The sequence below is a fragment of the Alteromonas sp. ABH4_453 genome (genome assembly GCF_056160665.1).
This window is the reverse complement of sequence record NZ_JBSWXP010000007.1, coordinates 80,152-102,560: the sequence shown is the minus strand read 5'-3', so window position 1 is coordinate 102,560 and position 22,409 is coordinate 80,152. Positions and strand designations below refer to the sequence as shown.

At 41.9% G+C, this 22,409-nt stretch carries 15 protein-coding genes; 9 read left to right on the top strand and 6 right to left on the bottom strand.

From position 1 onward, the window contains the following. Positions 1 to 11: 11 nt before the first annotated feature. Both ACXAGV_RS14880 and ACXAGV_RS14875 read right to left on the bottom strand, forming a co-directional pair. A complete protein-coding gene (locus ACXAGV_RS14880; RefSeq protein ID WP_474873914.1) occupies positions 12 to 2,738 on the bottom strand; it encodes a TonB-dependent receptor plug domain-containing protein in 2,727 nt (908 codons plus the stop codon). A gap of 423 nt (positions 2,739 to 3,161) precedes the next feature. Continuing rightward, the gene (locus ACXAGV_RS14875; RefSeq protein ID WP_474873913.1) at positions 3,162 to 5,255 is read right to left on the bottom strand and encodes a TonB-dependent siderophore receptor; all 2,094 of its coding nucleotides are present in this window, start codon (positions 5,253 to 5,255) and stop codon (positions 3,162 to 3,164) included. Positions 5,256 to 5,366: 111 nt separating this feature from the next. Here ACXAGV_RS14875 and ACXAGV_RS14870 point away from each other — a divergent pair, with 111 nt between their 5' ends. From ACXAGV_RS14870 to ACXAGV_RS14860, 3 genes are all read left to right on the top strand, one after another. Then, positions 5,367 to 6,059 (top strand): class I SAM-dependent methyltransferase, encoded by a 693-nt coding sequence (locus tag ACXAGV_RS14870; protein WP_474873912.1) that lies wholly within the window; start codon positions 5,367 to 5,369, stop codon positions 6,057 to 6,059. A 105-nt stretch (positions 6,060 to 6,164) separates the two neighbouring features. Beyond that, positions 6,165 to 6,773, top strand: a complete 609-nt coding sequence (locus ACXAGV_RS14865; protein WP_474857247.1) for a hypothetical protein — start codon at positions 6,165 to 6,167, stop codon at positions 6,771 to 6,773. Then, positions 6,766 to 7,791 carry an HNH endonuclease family protein gene (locus ACXAGV_RS14860; RefSeq protein WP_474857246.1) on the top strand — a complete coding sequence of 342 codons (1,026 nt, stop codon included), beginning with the start codon at positions 6,766 to 6,768 and terminating at the stop codon, positions 7,789 to 7,791. Before ACXAGV_RS14865 ends, ACXAGV_RS14860 begins: the two co-directional genes overlap by 8 nt. A gap of 22 nt (positions 7,792 to 7,813) precedes the next feature. On the opposite strand, the gene ACXAGV_RS14855 is transcribed toward ACXAGV_RS14860, so the two are convergent. Further along, positions 7,814 to 8,704: a type II restriction endonuclease gene (locus ACXAGV_RS14855; protein ID WP_474857245.1), complete on the bottom strand. Its 891-nt coding sequence runs from the start codon at positions 8,702 to 8,704 to the stop codon at positions 7,814 to 7,816. Between the two features lie 144 nt (positions 8,705 to 8,848). On the opposite strand from ACXAGV_RS14855, the gene dcm reads away from it, so the two are divergent. The 6 genes from dcm (at position 8,849) to ACXAGV_RS14825 (ending at position 20,497) form a co-directional block, all read left to right on the top strand. Next, positions 8,849 to 10,132, top strand: a complete 1,284-nt coding sequence (dcm, locus tag ACXAGV_RS14850) for a DNA (cytosine-5-)-methyltransferase (RefSeq protein ID WP_474857244.1) — start codon at positions 8,849 to 8,851, stop codon at positions 10,130 to 10,132. A 192-nt stretch (positions 10,133 to 10,324) separates the two neighbouring features. Further along, positions 10,325 to 13,450: a helicase-related protein gene (locus ACXAGV_RS14845; protein WP_474857243.1), complete on the top strand. Its 3,126-nt coding sequence runs from the start codon at positions 10,325 to 10,327 to the stop codon at positions 13,448 to 13,450. Then, positions 13,443 to 15,257, top strand: a complete 1,815-nt coding sequence (gene drmB / locus ACXAGV_RS14840) for a DrmB family protein (protein WP_474857242.1) — start codon at positions 13,443 to 13,445, stop codon at positions 15,255 to 15,257. Before ACXAGV_RS14845 ends, drmB begins: the two co-directional genes overlap by 8 nt. Then, positions 15,257 to 16,783: a DUF5710 domain-containing protein gene (locus tag ACXAGV_RS14835; RefSeq protein ID WP_474873911.1), complete on the top strand. Its 1,527-nt coding sequence runs from the start codon at positions 15,257 to 15,259 to the stop codon at positions 16,781 to 16,783. Before drmB ends, ACXAGV_RS14835 begins: the two co-directional genes overlap by 1 nt. A 22-nt stretch (positions 16,784 to 16,805) precedes the next feature. Next, complete coding sequence (locus ACXAGV_RS14830; protein ID WP_474873910.1) at positions 16,806 to 18,269, top strand: hypothetical protein; 1,464 nt, start codon at positions 16,806 to 16,808, stop codon at positions 18,267 to 18,269. Positions 18,270 to 18,367: 98 nt separating this feature from the next. Next, positions 18,368 to 20,497, top strand: a complete 2,130-nt coding sequence (locus ACXAGV_RS14825; RefSeq protein ID WP_474857239.1) for a 3'-5' exonuclease — start codon at positions 18,368 to 18,370, stop codon at positions 20,495 to 20,497. Between the two features lie 80 nt (positions 20,498 to 20,577). Here ACXAGV_RS14825 and ACXAGV_RS14820 read toward each other — a convergent pair whose 3' ends face one another. The 3 genes from ACXAGV_RS14820 to ACXAGV_RS14810 form a co-directional block, all read right to left on the bottom strand. Next, the gene (locus ACXAGV_RS14820) at positions 20,578 to 20,787 is read right to left on the bottom strand and encodes a hypothetical protein (protein WP_474857238.1); all 210 of its coding nucleotides are present in this window, start codon (positions 20,785 to 20,787) and stop codon (positions 20,578 to 20,580) included. A gap of 198 nt (positions 20,788 to 20,985) precedes the next feature. Then, positions 20,986 to 21,429, bottom strand: a complete 444-nt coding sequence (locus tag ACXAGV_RS14815) for a hypothetical protein (RefSeq protein ID WP_474857237.1) — start codon at positions 21,427 to 21,429, stop codon at positions 20,986 to 20,988. 2 nt (positions 21,430 to 21,431) lie between these two features. After that, positions 21,432 to 22,313, bottom strand: a complete 882-nt coding sequence (locus ACXAGV_RS14810; RefSeq protein ID WP_474857236.1) for a DUF6731 family protein — start codon at positions 22,311 to 22,313, stop codon at positions 21,432 to 21,434. Positions 22,314 to 22,409 lie beyond the last annotated feature (96 nt).

The window sequence follows — 22,409 nt, the reverse complement described above, 5'->3', positions numbered from 1 at the left end:
CTAAAAATGACTTAGTAAGTATAACGTGCCTGCACGTACCACATACCACCATTGAAACCAAACGGACTAGCTTCTGAGTAAAGCTGACCTAAGCTTCCTGCGCTTGGGTTTTCTTCTGGGTATTCGTCGAACAGGTTGTTCACACCAACAACAAGATCAAGGTTTTCGCTATAAGAGTATTTGGCTTCTACGTCTATCAAAATAGCCGCATCAATACCATCTACACCGTTACCCGTGTCGTCCCAACCACCGTAGTAGTTAGCGCGAACTAGGGTGCGAAGTGCGCCTTGCGTGTGCGTCCAAGAAATATTACCGCGAAGGTTTGGCAGTAAGTCTTCAATTGCAGCAACACGGCCTTCGCCGATTGGGTTAAGCGTGCCTACATCGTCTACTTCGGTTTCGTTGTAGTTCGCCGCTAGCGTAATACGTGAATTTCCTTCCCATAAATCGAAGCTGTAGTTACCTACAATGTCGATACCGCGTGTAGTGGTGTCGAAGCTGTTCGAGAAGAAACGGAACTGTGATAGGTCGTCTAAGCCGATAAAGTCTGAACGGTCGATAATGCCCGATGCATCAAGCTCGGTAAGCGCTTCAGATACGGTTGCGTAGTCGGTACCGCCACCGGCGAAGTTAAGCGCATCCAAGAAGTTTACGTTAGCACCTAGTGCAACACGGTTTTCCATTTCAATGTTGTAGAAGTCGATGGTCCAGCTCATATCTGCCACATCAATTGATGCACCGAGTGAGAAGTTCACTGCTTCCTCTGGCCCTAGGTCTGGACGACCGTTGCCTTGGCTTTCAATGAAGTCAGCCGCTAGCTGACCTGCCGCCGATGATAATGGCAGTGTACCTTGGTCAATTAGCACACCATTCACGTTTTGCGTGGTAACGTTAGTAATGCTTGCCTGGCCCGCTGTTGGCGCGTGGAAACCGGTTGAGTATGCACCGCGTAAACGGAAGTCGTCCGTTACGTGGAAAATACCGGCCAGTTTAAAGTCGGTAGTATCACCAAACTCACTGAAGTCTTCACGACGCAGCGCTGCTTGCAAGGTTAGTTGGTCTGTTACGTCAGCTTCCAAGTCAATATAGACCGCGTTACTGTCTTGTGACGAGCTAGTATCACGAGGAAAACCACCAAAACCGTTCGAGCTAGATGAGAAGCCTTGGCTTGCTAGTGGGCCAAGCGCATAAGACGCTTCATCACCCGCAAACAAATCAAACTCTTCTTTACGGTATTCTGCACCAAACGCAACGTTCAAGTCAGACGCTAAACCTACATCAACACCGTACACAAAGTTAAGGTTAACTAGTGTTTCAGTTTGCTCTTGACCACCTGGTACAAAGTCGCGCGGCGTTGCTGGGCCTAAAGAGGCGTTAATTGTGTTCTTAATGAAGAAATCTGTGCGGTTCGAGCCACGCTGTGCACTGAAGTCGTAACCTAAACCGTTACCAATTTCTAAGTCACCACGCACACCTACGGTAAACGCCATGTCTTCGTTGTCGCCACCAAAGCGAGGTACAAAGCCCGTTGGAATAGTTTCAATGAACGAGAAACAGTTATCGTCTGCCTGTACTTGCGCTAGGAAAGTTGGATCTGGGAATACATTACCATTACCGCCAATTGGAATACCGTCGATACAGCTTCCACCTACGCCAACGCCATCAAGGTCACCAACAAGTACTGAGTGTACGCCGTCTGGATCTTCTAAACCGGTTAGTGGGTCAACCAGAGGGCCTGCATATACACCGCCGCGCTGGCTGCCTTCAGTTACCGGGTTACGGTAGAAGAAACCACCGGTAACCGTACGTTTACCGTAGTTACCAAATAGGTATAGTTCAGCTTTGTCGTTTAGCTCGTACGCTGAGTTAATAAAAACTTTATAGTCGTCTTCTACGTCTGGCTGGCCCCAATACTGTGGCACTTCATTGGTATAGGTGTTGATGGTAGAAAAATCTGACTGAGCTAAATAGCCCGCATCAACCATACCTTGTACGTCGTCACGCACTACTGAGCGCACGGTACCTTCAACATCACGAATTTCACCTGTGATATTCACAAAGCCGTCTGCACCTAGCGAGAAACCGGCGTTGGCTGAAATGGTGTAGTTGTCGCCATCGCCTTCATAGGTAGAGCCGTAGTTAGCGCGGAACTCAAACCCTTCGTCGTTATCGCGAAGTAAGAAGTTAAGTACGCCGGCGATAGCATCTGAACCGTACTGTGACGATGCACCGTCACGCAGTACCTCTACTTGTTTTAAAGCTAGCGAAGGAATTGCCGAAATATCAACACCCTGCGCCCCATCAGAAATACCACCACCTAAGAAAGAGATAATAGAGCCACGGTGACGGCGCTTACCGTTTACCAGTACCAACACGTTATCTGGCGACAGGCCGCGCATGTTAGCCGGGCGCACAATGGTAGCCGCATCGCTAATTGGCTGGGTGTTTACATCGAACGACGGTACATTTGTACGCAACATATCTTGTACGTCACTTGACGAGTTCTGGCGAAATTCCTCACCCGTAATTACGTCTACCGGCACTGGCGAGTCGGCTGCAGAGCGGTTGCTCATGCGTGTACCCGTTACAATGATATTTTCAAAATCTTCTGCTTTTTCTTCTGCTTCTTGTGCAAAAGTAGGCGCTGACATTGCCGCAAAAAACGGTAATGAACTAGCAATAATGGCTGAGGTTATTCGATTAAGTTTTTTCCCCTTAGGGAAGTTACCTTGATCCAATGTGTTTCTCCTTCAAGACTTGTGGTTTTTAAGTGTTTTAAGTTTTTTGATTATTTTTATTATTGGCGTAGGCAACGCTTATTAGCGGTTGTTGAATAAAATGTGATACAACCAAACTAATATGCACATCTAAATTAGAATAGATCAACTAAAAAATACACCTTTGCGAGATAATTATCACTCATTAGACGAATATTATATTAGCCTTTAGGATAAGAGAACGCTTTGTTATTAAGGAGAGTCAAGAAAACGCCGCACACAACAACATGCAGCGCTTATAAAAGCAGATTAAACACACTAGCCACTGCCCTAATTTTAATCAAGGCAGTGGCTTGGTGTTATAAGAGTAAGAATTACTGAAGGGTAGTTTTCAGGATTATTGTCAGTGCTGCGCGCCTTTATTCGTTCATGACGCGCGTCTAATTAAAAGCTATACGAAGCACTTAGCTGGGCGTTAATGCCTGCGCCGTAGTAACCTACGGTGTGAAGGCTATTGATGTACTTCTTATCAAAGATATTATTGATGTTCATGCGAACGGTAAGATCTTCAGTAAACGCGCGTGATGCATACACATTACCCAAGAAATACGCACCTTGTTCAACGTTATAATCCACATTGCTTATTTCAGACTGCCAGCGACCACCAAAGCCTACTTCCACCTCTGGTGCTTGTGGCACTGTGTACGCTAGCTGGAAGGTTACTACGTCACGGGGTGCCCATAGGTTAGCATCGTTACCTTGCTCGTCTTCTACGTCGATAGCGGTGTAAGACGCATTAACACGCAGTGCATCGGTGACCTGCCCGGCGACTTCAATTTCAAAACCGTCAGACTCTACCGACACGCCTTTGTAGTAGTACTGAAGCGTGTCTGGGTTGGTGCCTGCGTAAGCCGCCAAATTATCTTGCTCTGCAGTAAAGTAAGCAAACGTGGTTAACAAACGGTCATCGAACCATTGGGCTTTCACGCCCGCTTCAAAGTTTTGACCTTTGGTAGGGTCTAGGTACTGGCCGTTAATGTCGTACTGTTCTTGCGGCTGGTACACGTCTGAATAACTTACGTACGCGTTCACATCTTCAGTGATTGCGTAAGTAGCACCAACATAAGGGCTGGCTTCGCTTTCTGAGTTATCGATAACCGCGCCAGCGTTTTGCCCTGTACGCTCAAAATCAATAGCGTTAAAGCCAGCAATAACATGCATTGCATCGGTAACGCTAAAACGCGCAGAACCGAAGTAACGGGTTAGGTTTTGCTCAATGTTTGAATACTCAGCAGCAGCTAACCAATCTGGCTCGGCAATGGCATCAAGCGCATAAGGAAACGCAGGCGTTGGGCCATAGGCAGGAGTTGCAGCGTAATCAAATGCGTGAACAAAAGACACGTCATCGCTAGTAGCGTGGCTTACCCCAAAGTTAACTTCATGATTGCGGCCAAACAGCGAAAAATCACCAAACACACGACCTTCAACAAGATGAGAATCGCGCTCTGAGTCGTAACGACCCGGCCAGCCAACAAGGCCTAAGCCAGTGTCTTTATCAATTGCGCCGTAGGCGTAAAACAGTTTGCTTTGATCTTCAAAGTCGCGGTAGTTATAGCTAAGTAGTAACTGCCAATCGTTATCGAACACGTAGTCTAGCTCTACAAACGCATTGGTAGTTTCGGTATCCCATTTCGACCACTCTTGTGCTGTGGTATCACTAATGTCCCACTCGGCTTGGGTGCCATCGGTATAGTTAAATACTAGCCCGCCCCAGGTGTTGCCGTCGGTATTAGCATCTTGATAAGACAACCCAAAGGTTACGGTAGCGTTGTCGGTTAACTGGCCGTCGATAACACCGTACACAAAGCTGCGATCGTTTTCCAGGCCATCTAAGTGCGACTCTTTATCTTCAACGCTTGCTACTACGCGGGCTGCCCAGCTGCCGTCTTCAGTAAGCAGCATTGAATAGTCGCCCTGTACGCGCTTGAAGTTATACGAGCCAATGCTTGCGCCAATTTCACCGCCCTCTTCATTCGTTGGACGTTTGCGCACATAGTTAATGGTACCCGACGCATTACCCACACCGGTTAGCAGGCCGTTGGCACCACGAATAACCTCAATTTCTTCATAACCGTAAGCTTCTACAGAACCGGTAACAATACCCCAGTCGTTCGGCAGGCCAACACCGTCTATTTGCGTGTTTTTAATTTCAAAACCACGGGCGGTGTAGTTAGTACGGTTAGTTTCCCACTCTTCTACGTTAATACCCGGCGCAAGCTTTAGCGCATCGTTAATGTTAAACGCACCAAACGACTGCATTAAGTCTTCAGACAGAATGCTAATAGACTGAGGTGTTTCGCTAATTTCCATGGTTAAGCCCGTTGCACCGCGGCTTACACGGTTTTGACGAACGCCAACAATACGAATTTTTTCTACGTCTGCTTCTTTAACTTCTACCGTATCGTTTTGCGTAGTTTGCGCATTTACCGACAATGCAAACGCGATAGGCGTAAGTGCAAATAAACTGCTTAATTTCATGGTTTTCTCTGCTATTGGTTTTGAAGGGTTTATATGTTTTCGGGGCAGGAGTATAAAACAGCTTAAACTTAATTTAAATGATAATTGTTATTATTTACAATTCGGCGTAAAGTGAAATCGCTAAACGCTGGCTGCGCTGAGGGTAATGCGATAATCTGTACTTTAGATCAGGGAGGCATCGACGTTTTGACCAGCAGTACAACAAACACCATTACGCATTACAGCGAAAAAGCGAAGCACTATTACGATTTGTATAACTCGGTAGACGCCGAAAGTGTGCACGGCGATTGGAAAGCGTTTTTACAAAATACCAAAGCAGGCACCGCGCTAGATGTAGGCGCAGGCAGTGGCCGTGATGCCAACTGGCTAGCCGAGCAAGGGTGGAAAGTAACAGCCGCAGAGCCTGCCGATAAGCTAAGAAACCTTGCACAAGCCAATTCACATAACAGCGTTACATGGTGTAACGCCAGCCTACCCGCGCTTACCGCCCTACCCCAACAGCCAAAAACATACGACCTAATACTGCTTTCAGCGGTATGGATGCACTTACCTAAAGATGAACGACCAGCTGCATTGAAACGGTTAGCAGAATTACTTTCAGAAAATGGAGCAATGTACATAAGCCTTCGGTTCGGCCCAAACGATGAAGCACGGCCCATGCACCCTGTAAGCTATGAGGAAGTGGCGGCTTTAGCACAAAGCAATGGACTTACTGCACGCAACTTAAACCCTGTCCCAAGTCAGGATGGTTTGAAGCGAGATGATGTGAAGTGGGTTACGGTTGAAGTGTGTCAACATGACTAATGATTAAACTTTATCATTTGTACTTTAGCGATATTGATGATTCCACATTCATAAAATTCCTTTCTAATTATTCCTTTAAAGAGTTCTGTAATGAGGTAAAGAAGAATGTCTGACTTTTCGATTAATAATAAACATTATCAGTATATTTCAGCTCCACACTTAACTGGTGATATTGATTGGCATGATGCATACATCGAGAAGATAAAAAGAATTTTAAATGGAAAAGGTCTTCAAGGAGATCCAATTTCAGTACCAGCCTATCCTTTAGTTGAGTATCGAGACCAATCTGAAGCCGTTTTCGAGTTCGGAAGTTATTGGGAAGGTGCCATTTATTATTTGAACACGGTTTTAGATGCGACCACAACGTCGATGCAACTCGCTATAGTTAAGCGTTGTATAAATGAGGAATATACCTCTGACAATGAAACACTATTCTCAAAAATTTGGGATAGTCATGGCCAATTAACCTTCCTTAAAGCTTTTTTGATAAGAGAGTTTTATAGGTACCAAGAGGGGTATGAGGACAGTTGGGAATGGGAAAAAAGACCAAACATGATCCCACGAGGAATTAGTGACGATTTAGAGTGGCTACGGGACTTTATATTTAGTTATAGCAACGAACGTAAGAAACATCCGAATCCTTTCTTTGGTGGTGATAACCCTCTTCATTTAAGATTAATCTCACTTAGAAATGGAATAAATAAAAGTGAATAAGTTCTATGAAATCAACCCAACTAATGAAAATTATTGGAGAGCAATTATATTGTTTGGAAGGAACGTTGCCTCTTATAAATTCGCTCTCGCTAAAGCCCTCTATGACTTTCGAAATACTAAAAATGAGATAATAAGTATTGAAGAACTTGCTCCTAGGTTTTCTGCTCATATATGCTCTCACTTAAAAGAAAACGATAAGCAAACAACCACCAGTTCGAGTAGGTACTTGGATTATTGTAGACAGTATAATCGTGAAGAGATTTCGCTAAACGAGCTCATAGAGGCTACAGCAAGATTTGGTTTTAATCATGTATTTGGGGCATTTCACAATGTCCATAATAAAAATATAAATAATCGTTTTTTCTATGACGAAAGAAAATCCATGGGAGGGCTTCTACTAACCGACAACTTTTTTAAAATTGCAGAATCCGCTAGCTTTGATGATCTTAATCAAGAAACTGATTCTAGGTGGAGACTTGTCGAAACAGCTTGGTCGCTTGGAATCTCAAAAAACGTTGTTCAAATAGCGTTCGACCAAGAAACTGATTTACTTCATACCCAAAACAATAATATGAAGAGAGTAGATATAACTTCCAGTCGCAGCGCACTCAACGGATATCAAAAAGGAAAGTGCTTTTATTGCTTTCGAAAAATATCACTTAAAAAATACTCCTTTGAAATAGCAGAAGTCGATCATTTCTTTCCGCACCGACTAAAGGACTGTGCCGACAAAAAGGTTATTGATGGTATAGCGAACTTAGTTTTAGCATGTAAAGAATGTAATCGTGGCACTAATGGTAAATTTGACCGTATCCCTACTATAAACTTACTGGAAAGGCTACATCTACGAAATGAATATTTAATAAAAAGTCACCATCCTTTAAGAGAAACACTGATGCTACAAACTGGCGTTACTGAAAAACAACGTATTGGTTTCTTGCAAGATGCATATACCTGCTCCAGCCTCTCTATAATACATAAGTGGGAGCCAGAGAGGGCCGGAGCTTTAGGATTCTAGTATATAGCGGTGGGGGCTAATACTAATACCAATATCTCATCGTTTCAGGAATTTCTTCTAAAAAATATGTTTCAAATGATACTATATTTCTTTTATTAATTAAGTGAGCTTCATTTTTTACATTTTGATGAACTACTATGATTACGTTGTGTCTTCCCATTTGCTCTGCTTTTGAACTACTTATGTTATCATCCATTGTAAGTAAATGTATGCATGGTAAACCGGTTCGCTGAAGTTCTTCTATAACTTCTTGCCACCGCTCTCTTAAAGTTGTTTTCATCGTTCCAATAATAACTTTGTCACGTCTTTGATCAAAAGCTTCAATATTGGGTAATAGCGAATCGACTATTTTTCCAAGACCTTTATCTTTAAAAGCTATTTTACCTATTTGTTTTTGGGAGGAGAACTCGTAGTCATATGTTTCATATAGTTTGTAAATAATCGCTTCAAAGGTTTTTCCTGCCCTAGATCTTCGCGATTGAGTATTACTCAAACATAATTCATATATATATGGACTAATACGGCCAGCGTACTCACCACATAAACGCTGTATTTGTTCCACAACCTTCTTAGGCTGCGCTTGGAAATCTATTGTTTCGTGTAAAATAGTATCGAAGATGTCGGCAGGTGTACTAAGGTTACTAGTGATGTGTCTCAATATTGCAACGTTAAACTCAGCTTCTTCTGCCAAAAAGTACTTGTAAGCAGTTTCACGAAGAAAGTGTATTAATTCTGAGATTTCGTTTGTTTTCTTCACAAGCTCGATTTTTGGGCGATGCTCTTCAAATACCTGCTCGACAGTAAGCGATGGGGGGCTAATAAGTTGCTTCCGGTACTTTTTTATTAAGCTCTTGAACTCAGCCTTCTCTTGTTCGGGTATACTTATAATCTTATTCAAATCTTTGTATTTCATAATCATTCCATTGTTACGTGCAGCTAAAGTATAGTCACCTTAAATTGTGAATCCAAGACAATTGGTATTACACGTTGGCAAACAATATTTGAATGATGTAAAATCCGGGTCAAAAACCGGATAAAATTTGCGATGAATAAGAACATGCCAGATATCGAAATAGCTGATTTTGTTAAACTGACAAGAGTTAATTTAGGGCTTGGTAGAACCGAGTTTGCTAACCTACTAGGTATGAATGCGACTGGTGAGCGGACTGTCCGAGGTTGGGAAACAGGCGAACATAAACCTTCTAAAAGAAAACTAGAAGACATAGCCTGTTTAGAAGAGCGACTTCGTAGTATAAGAGACTGTGCCCCATTCAGTGCAAGCGAAGCAAATTTTGATTTCACTTTCGTTGATTTGTTTGCAGGGATAGGTGGCATTCGAATACCTTTTCAGGAGGAAGGTGGAAAATGTATTTTTACGTCCGAGTGGGATAAGTTTGCACAGAAAACTTATATCGCTAACTTTGGTGAAGTTCCTAAAGGGGATATAACGAAAATTTCATCCACAGATATACCTGAGCATGACGTTTTATTAGGGGGATTTCCCTGCCAAGCTTTTTCACAAGCAGGGTTAAAGCGTGGCTTTAATGATACTCGAGGCACTATGTTCTTCGAGATTCAAAGAATTCTCTCTGAAAAACGACCTAAGGCATTTTTACTAGAAAATGTAAAGCAGCTTGTGGGGCATGACAAAGGCAGAACGCTAAAGACAATTCTTTCGATACTAAGAGGGGAGCACTCGCAAGACATACCAGCTGATGTGCCTATGTCTAAAGAAGCAAGAAAAGCGTTAACTCAAAAGCTCAATTACTGGGTTGACTTCAAAGTTATAAGGGCCAAGGACTTTGGCGTCCCGCAAAATCGAGAGCGAGTCTTCATTATAGGGTTTGATAAAGATTATTTTTCTAGTAAAACGCATTTTGAAAACATCTTCAACTGGCCATCCCCCGAAGGAAAAGAAACAAAAGTAGGGGATATCTTAGAAGACATAACAATCATGAAAGAGGATAGCTATACCATCTCAGACACCTTATGGGCGGGCCACAAAAAGCGCAAGGAAGCCCACAAGAAAAAAGGGAATGGGTTTGGCTACTCTCTTTTCAACGCCGAAAGTGAGTACACAAACACTTTAAGTGCTCGATATTACAAGGATGGTTCCGAAATATTAATCGACCAAAAGAATATAGGAAAGAACCCTAGAAAACTCACACCGCGAGAATGTGCACGATTGCAGGGCTTCCCCGAAAATTTTGTCGTAGATGCTGTATCGCCCACTCAAATTTATAAACAATTTGGCAACTCTGTTTGCGTTTCTGTTGTAAGGGCGTTAGCCCGAGAGTTAGTAAAAACCTTAAAATCAGCAGAGCAAGCGCGCCAGTTTTAAAGGCAGAATTGTTACCTTCGAAAGAGACAATATATGTAAACTGTAACTTCAAAAAGCCCAAAGGTCCGCACAACCGCTACCTATCGAACAATTTTATCGGCGTAGGCCATTGATTATAATAAAGATGTTGAGTGGTAATAAAATAAATGCGACTATAGTAGAATCAAAATTGTATATCAGGGAGGATTTCAATTGAAATCAGAGTTCATTGATGCACGTCGTCAGCTAGTTGATTATTTTAGGGCTCAACTTATTGGCCCAGTTAATGGCCCTCAAGAGCTTCTCAAAGACGATATACCGCATAAACGTTACTTGATGGGTACGCTATTTCCCATCTCTGCACTCCGCGACGAGACAGATGAAACTGAAGATACTAAGTCGAGCACCGAAGCTCTCAGTAACGATTTTAAGCCATCATCTATGTCGCTGTCGTTTGCTGTAGAAGAAAATTCCTGTCTACAAGTTACTATCTCCTGTGGCCGATACACCAAAGGCGATTCAAGCGAATGGCGACGCGAGCCACTTGAGCTTACCATTCCACTCCAAGTAAATAAAAACCTAAAGTTGTGTGAAGAAATCTTTGGGAATTACGGTCGTCTTGACGTAAATACTAAAAGTTTTGCGAAATCAAAAATCGTAACTTTAGCTTTAACGAATAACATTAAGTCTGGCGATACATTAAAACCCGAAGAGTGTCTTTATCAATGTGGCATCGAGATAAATGTTACAAAAGGTAAACTTAGAGAGTACCCGACCAGCGATAGATTTAAACTTGACGAGGAGCAGCAAGACCTCGCTCTTATATATAGAAATCTTAAACCATGGGCTGTCGGCCATGGCATTTCCGTCGAATGGGATGAAAACACGACTCCGCCTAAAAAGCTAGTAACATCCCCAATGCCTTGTCATGAAATTAAAGGCTTTACAACCGATTTGGACAAGCAGCAAGCAAAAAAACTAAATACGAATATTCTATCTATAACTCGTATAGCAGACGAGAATGAAGCTAGCGCCACCGAACTTTTAGCCGGCTACGAAGAGCTGATAGATTTGTATACTGACTGGATTGATAGTTTAGACAATGAAAAACTACCATCGCAATATAAAGAGGCTAAAGAAAGAGTTATTGGACGGCTACGAATAAACGCTGACCGTATGTATGATGGCATTGAACGTTTGCGCAATAACTCTAAAGCTCTTCTCGCTTTTCGTTTAGCGAATCGTGCTATGTTAATGCAAATGGTTCATAGTTCGTTAACAAATACTGCGAAAGCAAGGAATTGGGGATATACTAAACAAGACTACTTTACAGAAGACATCAGAGCTAACTTCACTTGGCGACCTTTCCAGTTAGCGTTTCAGCTATTGGCATTAGAATCAATGATACCAGATGCAGAAGGTAAGCTCTCTTGCACTCACGACGATGTCGACCTTCTTTGGTTTCCCACGGGAGGCGGAAAAACTGAAGCATATTTAGCTGTTGCCGCTTGGGAAATGCTTTACCGCAGATTAGCAGAAGGTATGAGTGGTGGTGGAACCGCAGTAATAAAACGGTACACATTAAGACTTCTCACATCTCAGCAATTTCAGCGAGCAGGATCATTAATTTGTGCTTTGGAACAAATACGCCAGTCTGAAAGCGCACTTCTAGGCAGTGAACGGTTCACCCTTGGTTTGTGGGTTGGTAGCGCTAGTGCGCCCAACGATTTTCAAACTGCTTATACACTTTTTAAAACGCAGCGCAATGCACAACAACCCGAGAACCCCTTTCAACTTCAATCTTGCCCATGGTGCGGTACGACAATTTTCCCAACACGTCATAGTGAGCTTTGCGAAGATTATGGAGTAAAAAGCACAAAGACTAGCTTCCAGTTTTACTGTCCAAGTGACCATTGTGAATTTCACGACGGCCTACCAATTCAGGTTGTCGATGAGGCCATGTATGCTTCACCTCCAACCCTTTTAATTGGCACTATAGATAAATTTGCAAGGCTGACTTGGAAGGCCGAAGCTAGTGCTTTCTTTGGTAATGGTGCGAAACTTCCACCCAGCCTAGTTATACAAGATGAGCTTCATCTTATTTCAGGACCCCTCGGTACTATAGCTGGTATATATGAAGCAGGCTTTGACACAGTTTTCGACCTAATGGGAAGAAGGCCAAAAGTAATAGCTGCAACAGCAACCATTAGAAGCGCGGCACAGCAAGTAAATAGGTTATTCGGACGCAAAGTAAACATATTCCCCCCATCGGGAACAGATCAAGCTGACTCCTTCTTTTCTAAAGAAGATAAAGTTAACCCCGGTAGGCTCTACATTGGAATGATGCCAGCAGGGCATACCAGCCAGACCGCTATGGTCCAAATTGGCGCGGCAATGCTACAAGCGCCAGTTGAACTAGGGCTAGACGGGCAAATATTAGACAGCTATTGGACGCTCCCTATTTATCACAACTCGCGTAGAGAATTAGGTAAAACAATGACGCTGGCGCAAGATGATATTCCAGCACGTATCAAAGTAATTTCTAAGAATCAGAATGATCTTAGAGAAGTTGAAAACGTTGAAGAATTAAGCGCGAACGTCAAAGGTTCAAGAATTCCTGAAGTGTTGGCAAAGGTAGAGCAAACTGTGGGAAATGATGCTGTTGATGCCCTGCCTTGTACAAATATGATCTCTGTCGGTGTAGACATTGGGCGTCTCGGATTAATGTTAATCGCAGGTCAGCCAAAAGCTACAGCTGAGTATATTCAGGCGTCTAGTAGAGTTGGACGCTCTAAAAAGCGGCCTCCGGGCCTTGTGGTAACTGCATATTCAGCTTCAAAGCCACGCGATCGTTCCCATTACGAAACCTTTAAAACCTATCATCAAGCGCTTTATCGCTATGTCGAGCCCACTAGTGTTACACCTTGGGCAATGCCTGCCATTGAAAGAGCGCTGCACGCAGCGTTAATAGCAGCTGTGCGTATATCTGGATATTTAAGAGATAATGAAAGTGCTGTGTATTTTGATAAAGCGTCATCAGAGTTTATTACAATTAAACAGAAACTTGAGGCTAGGCTATTACTAGCCATGAATGGGGTCTCTAAACGAGAAAAGGACGCAGTTTTCAAACACCTTAACGCGTTAATCGATGACTGGCACGATAGAGCAACAAGAGACGAAAACCCAATTAACAGATACTTCTCTAATTCGGTTCAATTTAGACCGCTATTCAAATCTTTTGAAAGCGATAAACACGAAGAAGCATGGAAAACACTCAACTCGATGCGAAATGTTGATACTGAAACTTCGATTCTTGTTCGAGGCGAATACAATGACTGATATTTCACGAAGCTACCGCAGTTCCCAATTGATTTCACCGTTTGGCCCAGGCGCAATCGTCGATATAGGGGATGAGTCACTGTTAATGATCGATATTAATCAATGGCCAAAGAAACTTGAACATATTAAGTTAGAGCGCCTTACCAAAGCGATAGGTATTCGGGCACTCAAGAAGCCTCCTGTAATAAAAGACTGGCACACAGAGAAACACGCCGAAAACTCACTGATGTCATATCGTTTTCCAAGGTGGTTATTTTGCCCTAGGTGTCGCCACCTGCGAAGATGGAAGTCAGACGATAAAACTAACGACCTTGGCGCCCCTATTTGTAAAAATAGTTCATGTCAGGGCCGAACGATGATGCCAATGCGCTTTGTCGTAGCTTGTGAATCTGGGCATTTACAAGACGTTCCTTGGGATCGGTGGGCACATATGAATGAAAAATCCATGTGTGAAAAGCCGGAGAGTAACCTTTATTTTGAAGCCAAGGCTGAATCGGGAAGCGGTTTAGGATCTTTACAAATACGTTGTAAAAACCCTAATTGCGGTGCAAGTAATAACCTTGCCAATATTATGCAGAAAGGGGCACTAAAAGTTCGCTGTTCAGGCAAACAACCTTGGGAATACCAAGCGAACAATGAATCTACCTGTGATGAACAAGAGCTTCATGTATTACAACGTGGCGCTAGCAACTTGTATTACCCCATTATTCGTTCAGCACTTGATATTCCAGCAACTTCTAAGCAGGCAAATGGCTCAATACTTGATATTTTCAAAGGCTCCGATGATTATGAAGACCTGATGAACGCCCTTGCTAGAGGGAAGAGACCGCGAGCTCGATTGATAGCTGATGAAATCGCTGAAGATTTTGGCATTGAAGGCGGCGCTGATGCAGTCTTGGAAGCCGTAGAAGCTTCCGCTGCAAAGGGGGAAAAATTCACTATCCCTTCAGACGAGGGGTTGAGAGTCGCAGAATGGCAAATTCTAACTTCGGGGAATTTACAAGCCTTACTCTCGAATACTTTTCAAGCGCGCGTAGCAAGCACGGAAGGTGCAGACACTTTTAATTGTGAAAGATTAATAAAAAGAACCGTATTAATTGACAAGTTGCGAGAAGTTCGTGCTTTTTTAGGATTTAACCGCGTCAAACCTAATGAAGAAAAAGCGGTTATTATGAATGATAACCGCACTGAGTATAGCTGGCTACCCGCTATAGAAGTTTTTGGAGAGGGTATTTTTATAGAATTCAACCAAGATGAGCTTGAAAGTTGGAAACTAGATAACCAAGCTTTTGTGCAGTTACGAAGAAAAAATGCACAAACAATCTGGGAGTCACTAGTCAATCACTACCTTCCAGAGCCGACGGCCAAGCTTATCGTTCTTCACACGTTTGCACACCTACTCATCAGACAACTAAGCTTTGAGAGCGGTTATTCTAGTGGTGCGCTTCGAGAGCGCATCTATGCAAGTGAAGGTCAAGCTGGCGTACTAATATATACAGCGGACGGCGATTCAGAGGGTAGCCTCGGTGGACTTATTCAACAAGGGGAAGCTAACCGACTATATCCTGCAATTATTGCAGCTTTAGAAGCAGCCAGTTGGTGCTCTAACGATCCTGTATGTAGTGAGTCAGAGTCACTAGGGATTACTGGGCTAAATAGAGCAGCATGTCATTCATGCTCTTTAGTTTCCGAAACAAGCTGCGAGTTCAACAACCTACTGCTAGATCGTAAGCTCCTCATTGGTGATCACAATGGCGCTGGCCTATTTTCTGAAGTGTTAAAGAAAGCGGCGGAGGGTGATGACTAATGCGAATGCCTAACTCTCGCCAAATTTCAGAAGAGCAACAGGATGTATTTGAAGATGCACCTATAGATGGTACCGTACTTGTTACAGGACCTCCCGGTACCGGAAAAACTGTAATAGCTTTTCTCAGAGCTAATGCGGTAGCACGAAAAAAATCCAAAGCTGCTGTTTTAATGTATAACCGTGTATTAAGGCGTTATACAGAAAATGTGGCCAAACAAATGGAAGGAAACATATCGTCAAAAACCTTCCATAGTTGGCTTTGTGAGTGGTGGCAATCGCTAAAAATTGCTCAAGTTAGCGGTGAAAGCGAAGAAAGCACAGCAACCGAAAAGGTATATTACGATGTACCTTTTCAAGAAAAAGAAGATTTTAAGTCGCTTGGTGGCAAATGGGACAGCGCTCGACAACAGTGGTATGTAGAGAAAAATGCTGGCACGGCTAACCCTAAAGCGTTAGAACAATGGCAAGAAGTTGATTTCATGGTTGTTAACTGTTCATATTCTGACCGCCAACTGGTTAAAGCAGCAGGTGCGCGTTGGGATGGTCCGGCCAAAAAATGGTTAGTATCCAGTAAAACTTTTAACGAAGATCCTGAAAAATTCGCTAGATGGCGCTGTGAGAAAGAACAAAAGGTAGGGGGATCCAAAAAAAATAAAAATTACCGCCCTCCAGAACTAAAACAATGGTTGTACGACTGGGATACTATGATAGACCAGTTTTTAGAAATTGACGAAAAACAAAAAAAAGATTGGGGTTACCTAATTATCGACGAAGCACAAGATTTCAGCCCTGAAATGTTTCGATTTTTGAGACTGGCCGCAAGAGAGCTCCCTGAAGGCGGGATTACTATTTTGGCAGACGAAAATCAAAGGTTACAGGAAGGCCAAAATTCTAGCATCGCTGAGATTAGTAGCGCGTTGAAAATTAAGGACGAAAACAAATTCCAGTTAACAAAAAACTTTAGAAACACTCGTCAAATTTCTGATCTAGCTTCTTTCTTTTTCGTTGGGCTAGATACTGGCAAGCCCCTACCACCTTCTAGAGTCGGTAATGTACCGAAGCTATTTAAGCTGCCTGATGCAAAGTCACAAGCAATTGAAATTTCGAAGCAGTTGAAGTTTAGAGGAGCTTTAGAGGTTGGCGTAATAGTTGATTCAGAGGAAGATCGAAAATTTTTTAAAGATCATCTTACCGAATCACTACCGTCATATCGCGTTCAAACCTATACGAGCAAATCATCAAAGGGTAGTGATAAGCTGGTTTTTGACGACACGCGGCAAGGTGTAATTACCGTACTCAATCGCAGAAGCTGTAAAGGCCTTGAGTTTGATACTGTATTTATACCATGTATGGAAAACTTTAAATTTGACGATAGTAACCTTGATGTCTTTAAGATGAATATGTATGTAATGTGCTCGCGAGCGCGCACTGAGCTAATACTAATGATTTCTGCAAATAATACGTGCGACACTTCTGTGCTCGATCATTTACCTTCTAAAGATACAGGTTTGATAGAATATCAATAGTTGAACTGGTGACCAAAAGCTTATGAACTCAAAATTTATTATTCTCAACCGAAAAGCATTTACAAGACTAGTGTTGGCATTCGAAATCTTGCCCTCTTCAATAGCCTTCAGCATCGAAGGACGTAAATTGCTTGAAGAAGCTGAAGTTCAAGCTTTAGTGGGCCTCAAGGCTATAAATAATCAGCATATTATAATTCAGCTCGCAACATCAATTACGCAGCCTTATTGGCCCATAAAGCTTATCCAAAAGGTTATGTTTGTGGATGAAGAAGCACTTGAGAATTTTAAGCTGAGAGCATATAGCAATTACAATGTTGAGACACTCGAACTAGGTTTGATAGAACCCACTGAGAGCCACAAAATTACTGGCCAATTTTTAGAGCCTGAGGTTGACTATAATACGGCCAAGACCGGAGAGTTACTGGAAGTCGATGCGTTTTGTGGTCTTATCTTCGAGGAATTTTGCAAAGGTTCACTAAGTGAGGATGAGGTGCTCAAAATATATAGGGAAGATAAATTTCCTGAGATCGAAATCCTAGGGATAGATGGTAGCGATGAGCTGCAAGTATTTGTAGCTCAGTGCATTTTGCATAGTTGCTTAAAATTCAACAATGACGCAGGTTGGAATGCTCACGAAATTATAAACGATATAATTAAGACTAGAAGTGAAAAGTTAAGTGAGCTTACGCAATGGCTCGCTACAGCTGAGCTAGCGCTGACAGGCGACTTATCTAATGCACCGTTCGTTGATGGTGGAAAACCAGCTCTCCGTGCTGCAATTTTAGTTTTACTTAATCCCGAACCTCGCCAAATAAAAGCGCTGAGGGCAAATAATTCCATTGAGGTCGGTGACGAAGTAGAGCGCCTTGCTATGAAGTTTGCAACCCTTAGATTTGGTTTCAGTTATCTTGACCATAGTAAGAGAGCTCAAAACCCATCTGCACGTTCTTTTTTGGATGATTTCAGAGCAAGTATTCTTAATAAAAATTTGCACTCATCGTTTAGTGTCACTTCATTAAATGAATTAGAAGCCAATCAAAAAGCGAATGCTCTTGAAGCATCAGATTTAAAAGAGTCTGAACTAGGCTTACTACCTTTAGAAGAAAAAGACTGCTTATCATGGTTATATGCGGACAACACTAAATCAAGCGAGACTATAAAAGTGTATCGTATATCAGGGCTTAACCCTAGAGCAGGTTGCGACTTGTCACTCCATGTAGATGCTGAGAAAAACTTAAAGCTAATGATAGTAGATGCTTCGCGGCCTAAGGCAAAAATGGTCGGGCCTAGTGCAGCGTTCAAACTTTTGAAGCTTCAGGCAAGCTTGCCCGCAGACTCTAGGTTCGAAGCAGATGATAGTAATTTATGGTGGGTCGCACCAGAAGGGTGGTGGGAAGCGAATGACATGAAAGAAGGCCTTGTTAGGGTCATAAAAACAATAAACGACGTTGAAAGAGTTGCAAATAAGTCCCCATTCTTATCTTAATTTTTATAAAAATTGGAATACGGGACTTAAGCCACAGTTTGGCTTGAGAGTTTTAGAGCTGCAATGAATACAGAAAAACTTTCGAATGGGATGAGTGCATGGATGTAAAGGTAGCAATTTCTTCTGAATGCCTAAGTGCGTTTGCTAAAATTCCTAGAAAAGCGCAGAGCGGGGTTTTAAAGTTTTTTACAAAATTTCAGAATGACCCCAAGTCTCCTGGTATTAACTATGAAAAAATTATTGATGCGGCAGACAAAGCATATCGTTCAGTTCGAATTGATCAAAATTTCCGAGGCATTGTCCGAAAGCCTGAACAAGGGTCCACATTCCTCTTACTATATGTAGCTAAACATGACGATGCTTATAACTGGGCCAGGCGCAAAAAGTGTCAAATAAACACCTATAATGGTGCTATGCAGGTATTCGAAACTGTAGATAAAAAAAGTGACTTTGACTCAAACGTCATAAAAGTTAGTGACCAACGCCGTTTATCGCAACTCACCATTACGTTAAGTGAAAAACAGCTTCTTAAACTTGGTGTTCCAGAAGAGTACATCGACATCGTTCAAGCCATCACAAATGAGCAAGAACTTGAAAAACTTCAGGATAAATTGCCTGTAGAAGCTTTTGAAGCTATTTATTTGGCAGCAATGGGCGAGAGCTGGGAACAGCTAGAGGCAGAATACTGTAAATCTACTAAAGATAAAGTTGACCCTAACGACATTGAAAAAGCACTATTGCGTAATGCCTCCAAGCGCATATTTAAAGTAGTAGAGGGTGAAGAAGAATTACGAACTATGCTTGACCGCCCGCTAGAGCACTGGCGTATTTTTTTACATTCTTCACAAAGGAAGTTAGTAGAAAAATATTGGAACGGACCAGCTCGCGTTTTAGGGGGAGCCGGAACAGGTAAAACAGTAGTAGCGATGCACAGGGCTAAATGGCTTGTGAACAATGTACTTAAAGACGATGAAAAACTACTATTTACTACCTATACATCTAACTTATCTGTCGATATATATCAAAACTTAAAAAAAATCTGCTCTCTCGAAGAGTTACAAAGAATAGAGGTAAAGAATATAGATAAATGGATTGCTCAGACGCTAAAAGAGGCTAGGTACAGCTTTAAACTGCTATATAAAACGATGAGTAATTATGATTTTTTCTGGCAGCGAGCACTTAAGCAAATTTCACCTGATGTTACATTGCCGAAAAGCTTTTATCAGGAAGAACTAGATAGGGTAATTATTCCGCAGCAAATCAACACTATAAACGAATATTTACGAGCTGCTAGAGTAGGAAGAGGCGTTAGATTGCCAAGAACGACACGGAAAAAAGTCTGGCCAGTTTTCGAAACTTTTAAGAACTTACTTGAGGAAAAAAGCTATAAACTATTCAATCAAGCTACGCTCGATCTTGCAAATCTAATAAGCAAGGGAAAGCTAAACTGCAAGTATAGAGCAGTTATAGTTGATGAGGCGCAAGACATGAGCACTGAAACGTTAAAAATGTTAAGGGTATTAGTGCCGAGCCAGAATAATGATTTATTTTTAGTTGGGGACGGGCACCAGAGAATTTACGCAAACCAAGCTGCTTTAAGTAAATCTGGGATAAATATCAAAGGCCGTGGCAACAAACTTAAAATTAATTATCGTACAACAGAACAAATTGAACGCTACGCAAAATTAATTCTCGAAGGCATTCAAATAGATGATTTAGATGGCAGCCTTGATAGTAATACGAACAACTATTCTTTGACACAGGGAATTGAGCCAACAATCGGACTGTTTAAAGACACTACCGAAGAGTTTAATTGGATATACACAAATATTAAGGCCCTTCTTGAAAATGGAGTTGAGCTAGCAGATATTTGTGTAGTAACAAGAACTATAGGGTTACGTGATAAAATAGCTGCATATTTGAAGCAGGCAGGTTTAACAATAGTCGAATTAAAGCAGAACGGCGATGAGAGGACACTTCCAGGTGTACGTTTAGCAACGATGCACCGTGTAAAAGGCCTTGAATTTCGGTATGTCTTCATCTCATCGATTAACGAAGGGGTAGTTCCACTTAAACAAGCACTCACTTCAACTGACGACCACATTGAAAAACAAGCCCGCGAACTAAATGAAAGAGCACTACTGCATGTAGCAGCAACACGCGCGATTAAGCAGTTATACTTATCTAGTAGTGGGACACCGAGCAGTTATTTATCTTACATCGTTTGACGTCTGCCTTAAGATTAGGTGCAGAGCGTACGTAAAATCTTAAATTACCACGCTACATCTAACTTGATAAAAATAGTGGGTTAACTCCAATTATCCACAATCTTGTTGCTAGCGAGGATAAAAATCACGCTTTCCAAAGTTGTTATCACATCTTCAAAAGGTACAGCAAAACTCTTGTAGTCTTCGCTTTTTAAGGCAAGCAAGTTTGAAAGCAATACCTCTGCTCTGTCTAGTTGTAAGTTTTTTCTATATATTAATTGATATAACTCATTTACTGACATCTGGTTCATAGAACTAACCTTTAAATCATTTTATGAGAAGATATCAACTTTTTACAGTTAGGATAACTGTACCTAGGTACCATAATGTTATTCAAACTTTCAGCCACACACGAATCACTGGAAGTTCCAATGTTTAAACTCCCATAAATAGCCTCAGCTCTTGATAGGAAAAGGCACTAAAAGCTTATATAGAATGGGAAGTTAGAGTCACTTATGAAGGTGTACTAAAGTTTGATATAATCGATATCCTGCAGCAAGAAGGAGTAACAAAGAGAAGAACAAAAGAGAAGAAGAAAAAACTAATATAAGTTGAGAAGTTGTTCCAGTTGTGAACAGTCCAATCCCTGCTACTATTGCACTCACAAAAAAAGCTAAAGCGGTAAAAGATAAGCTATCAATTAATACCTTCATGTGGCCCGTTTTACTCATTTCTTTAACTAGCTTGCTACCAGAAATAGAGATTAAAATTGCCAATGCTGCAATCATGATACTCATAATAGTCACGGAATTAGTTGCAACGGCACCAAGAAGACTACTAATTTTGTTTTTATCAAACCCATCGATTGCGAAAAAAACTATACATGCAATCATAGACGACATCACGACCCTTATGTACGGCCAATATCTATATTTTTGTTTCTTTTCTGCCATACCTATTTTCCAATTAAGACCTTTCGAATATGAACCTCATGCTCCTCTCTTACTTTGTCTAACGAAGTAAGGATATCTTTTTCCAAAGGGTACCTGCCGTACATAGCTATCGCGCAAGTTTTTCCTCTTATTCTGTCGGCAACTAAATCTATAGGGTCAGAGCCATCCTCAAACCATACTTTCCCAACTCGTACTTTTATGTCGTCTGTGTTCGTAAAGGCTAGCATTCCTGCTTTTACGGTATCAGCTAATACTTGGCCTAAGCCTCGCCCTTGGTTATTTGCAGATATTGTCAAGGATAGCGAAACCCCCTCAGTCGATGTCAACAGCCGCATAACATTGTTTGAAAAATCATTACTGTTATACAGTTGAGGGTTCTTAGGCGCAGCTACACTTAACGCAAGCTTCTTGGCTCGCAAATCATTGTTTAATAAGCGTTCTGCCGCATCTAACGTAAGTATAGGATTGAACATTACAGTCTCCCCCAGCAACGCTGTGAATAGCTGTGCAACTTGGTGAATATTACAGGCCGATGAGTTGACTTGGAATGTAATTACGTTCAGCCGAAGATCATATATAAAGTAGTTTTTTTCAATTAAGCCTTCCCCTTCCATTAACATTATATTTTTTTCTTGAAGGGAAGTCCTGCTTCCGATATGAGGGAGGTCGTTTTCTCGAAACTTAACAAAAACACCGTGAAGAATATTTTCGTTCCTTACGACGTTTTTGATTTGAAATACGTATTGACCGAGTTTATGTTCTCTAATTAATGATGTCTTTGCACACTCAATTAATAAGCCAGATACGCTCACATCCCTTTCATTATCCCCCAATATTGCAGGGGCGTAAAAATCAACAATATAAGATTTTGTGAGTGTAGCCAAAGGTGAGTCCTTTCAGTTATATGTACGCAATGAATATTACATTGTTGTCGTTATGAGTTATAGCTTTTGCGGCGGTCAATATTAACACAGCCCACA

Excerpts from the sequence above, each read along its gene's own strand:
- ACXAGV_RS14875 (WP_474873913.1), bottom strand. The coding sequence starts at position 5,255 with ATGAAATTAAGCAGTTTATTTGCACTTACGCCTATCGCGTTTGCATTG.
- ACXAGV_RS14865 (WP_474857247.1), top strand. The coding sequence starts at position 6,165 with ATGTCTGACTTTTCGATTAATAATAAACATTATCAGTATATTTCAGCT.
- ACXAGV_RS14855 (WP_474857245.1), bottom strand. The coding sequence starts at position 8,704 with ATGAAATACAAAGATTTGAATAAGATTATAAGTATACCCGAACAAGAG.
- dcm (WP_474857244.1), top strand. The coding sequence starts at position 8,849 with ATGCCAGATATCGAAATAGCTGATTTTGTTAAACTGACAAGAGTTAAT.
- drmB (WP_474857242.1), top strand. The coding sequence starts at position 13,443 with ATGACTGATATTTCACGAAGCTACCGCAGTTCCCAATTGATTTCACCG.
- ACXAGV_RS14835 (WP_474873911.1), top strand. The coding sequence starts at position 15,257 with ATGCGAATGCCTAACTCTCGCCAAATTTCAGAAGAGCAACAGGATGTA.
- ACXAGV_RS14830 (WP_474873910.1), top strand. The coding sequence starts at position 16,806 with ATGAACTCAAAATTTATTATTCTCAACCGAAAAGCATTTACAAGACTA.
- ACXAGV_RS14825 (WP_474857239.1), top strand. The coding sequence starts at position 18,368 with ATGGATGTAAAGGTAGCAATTTCTTCTGAATGCCTAAGTGCGTTTGCT.
- ACXAGV_RS14820 (WP_474857238.1), bottom strand. The coding sequence starts at position 20,787 with ATGAACCAGATGTCAGTAAATGAGTTATATCAATTAATATATAGAAAA.
- ACXAGV_RS14815 (WP_474857237.1), bottom strand. The coding sequence starts at position 21,429 with ATGGCAGAAAAGAAACAAAAATATAGATATTGGCCGTACATAAGGGTC.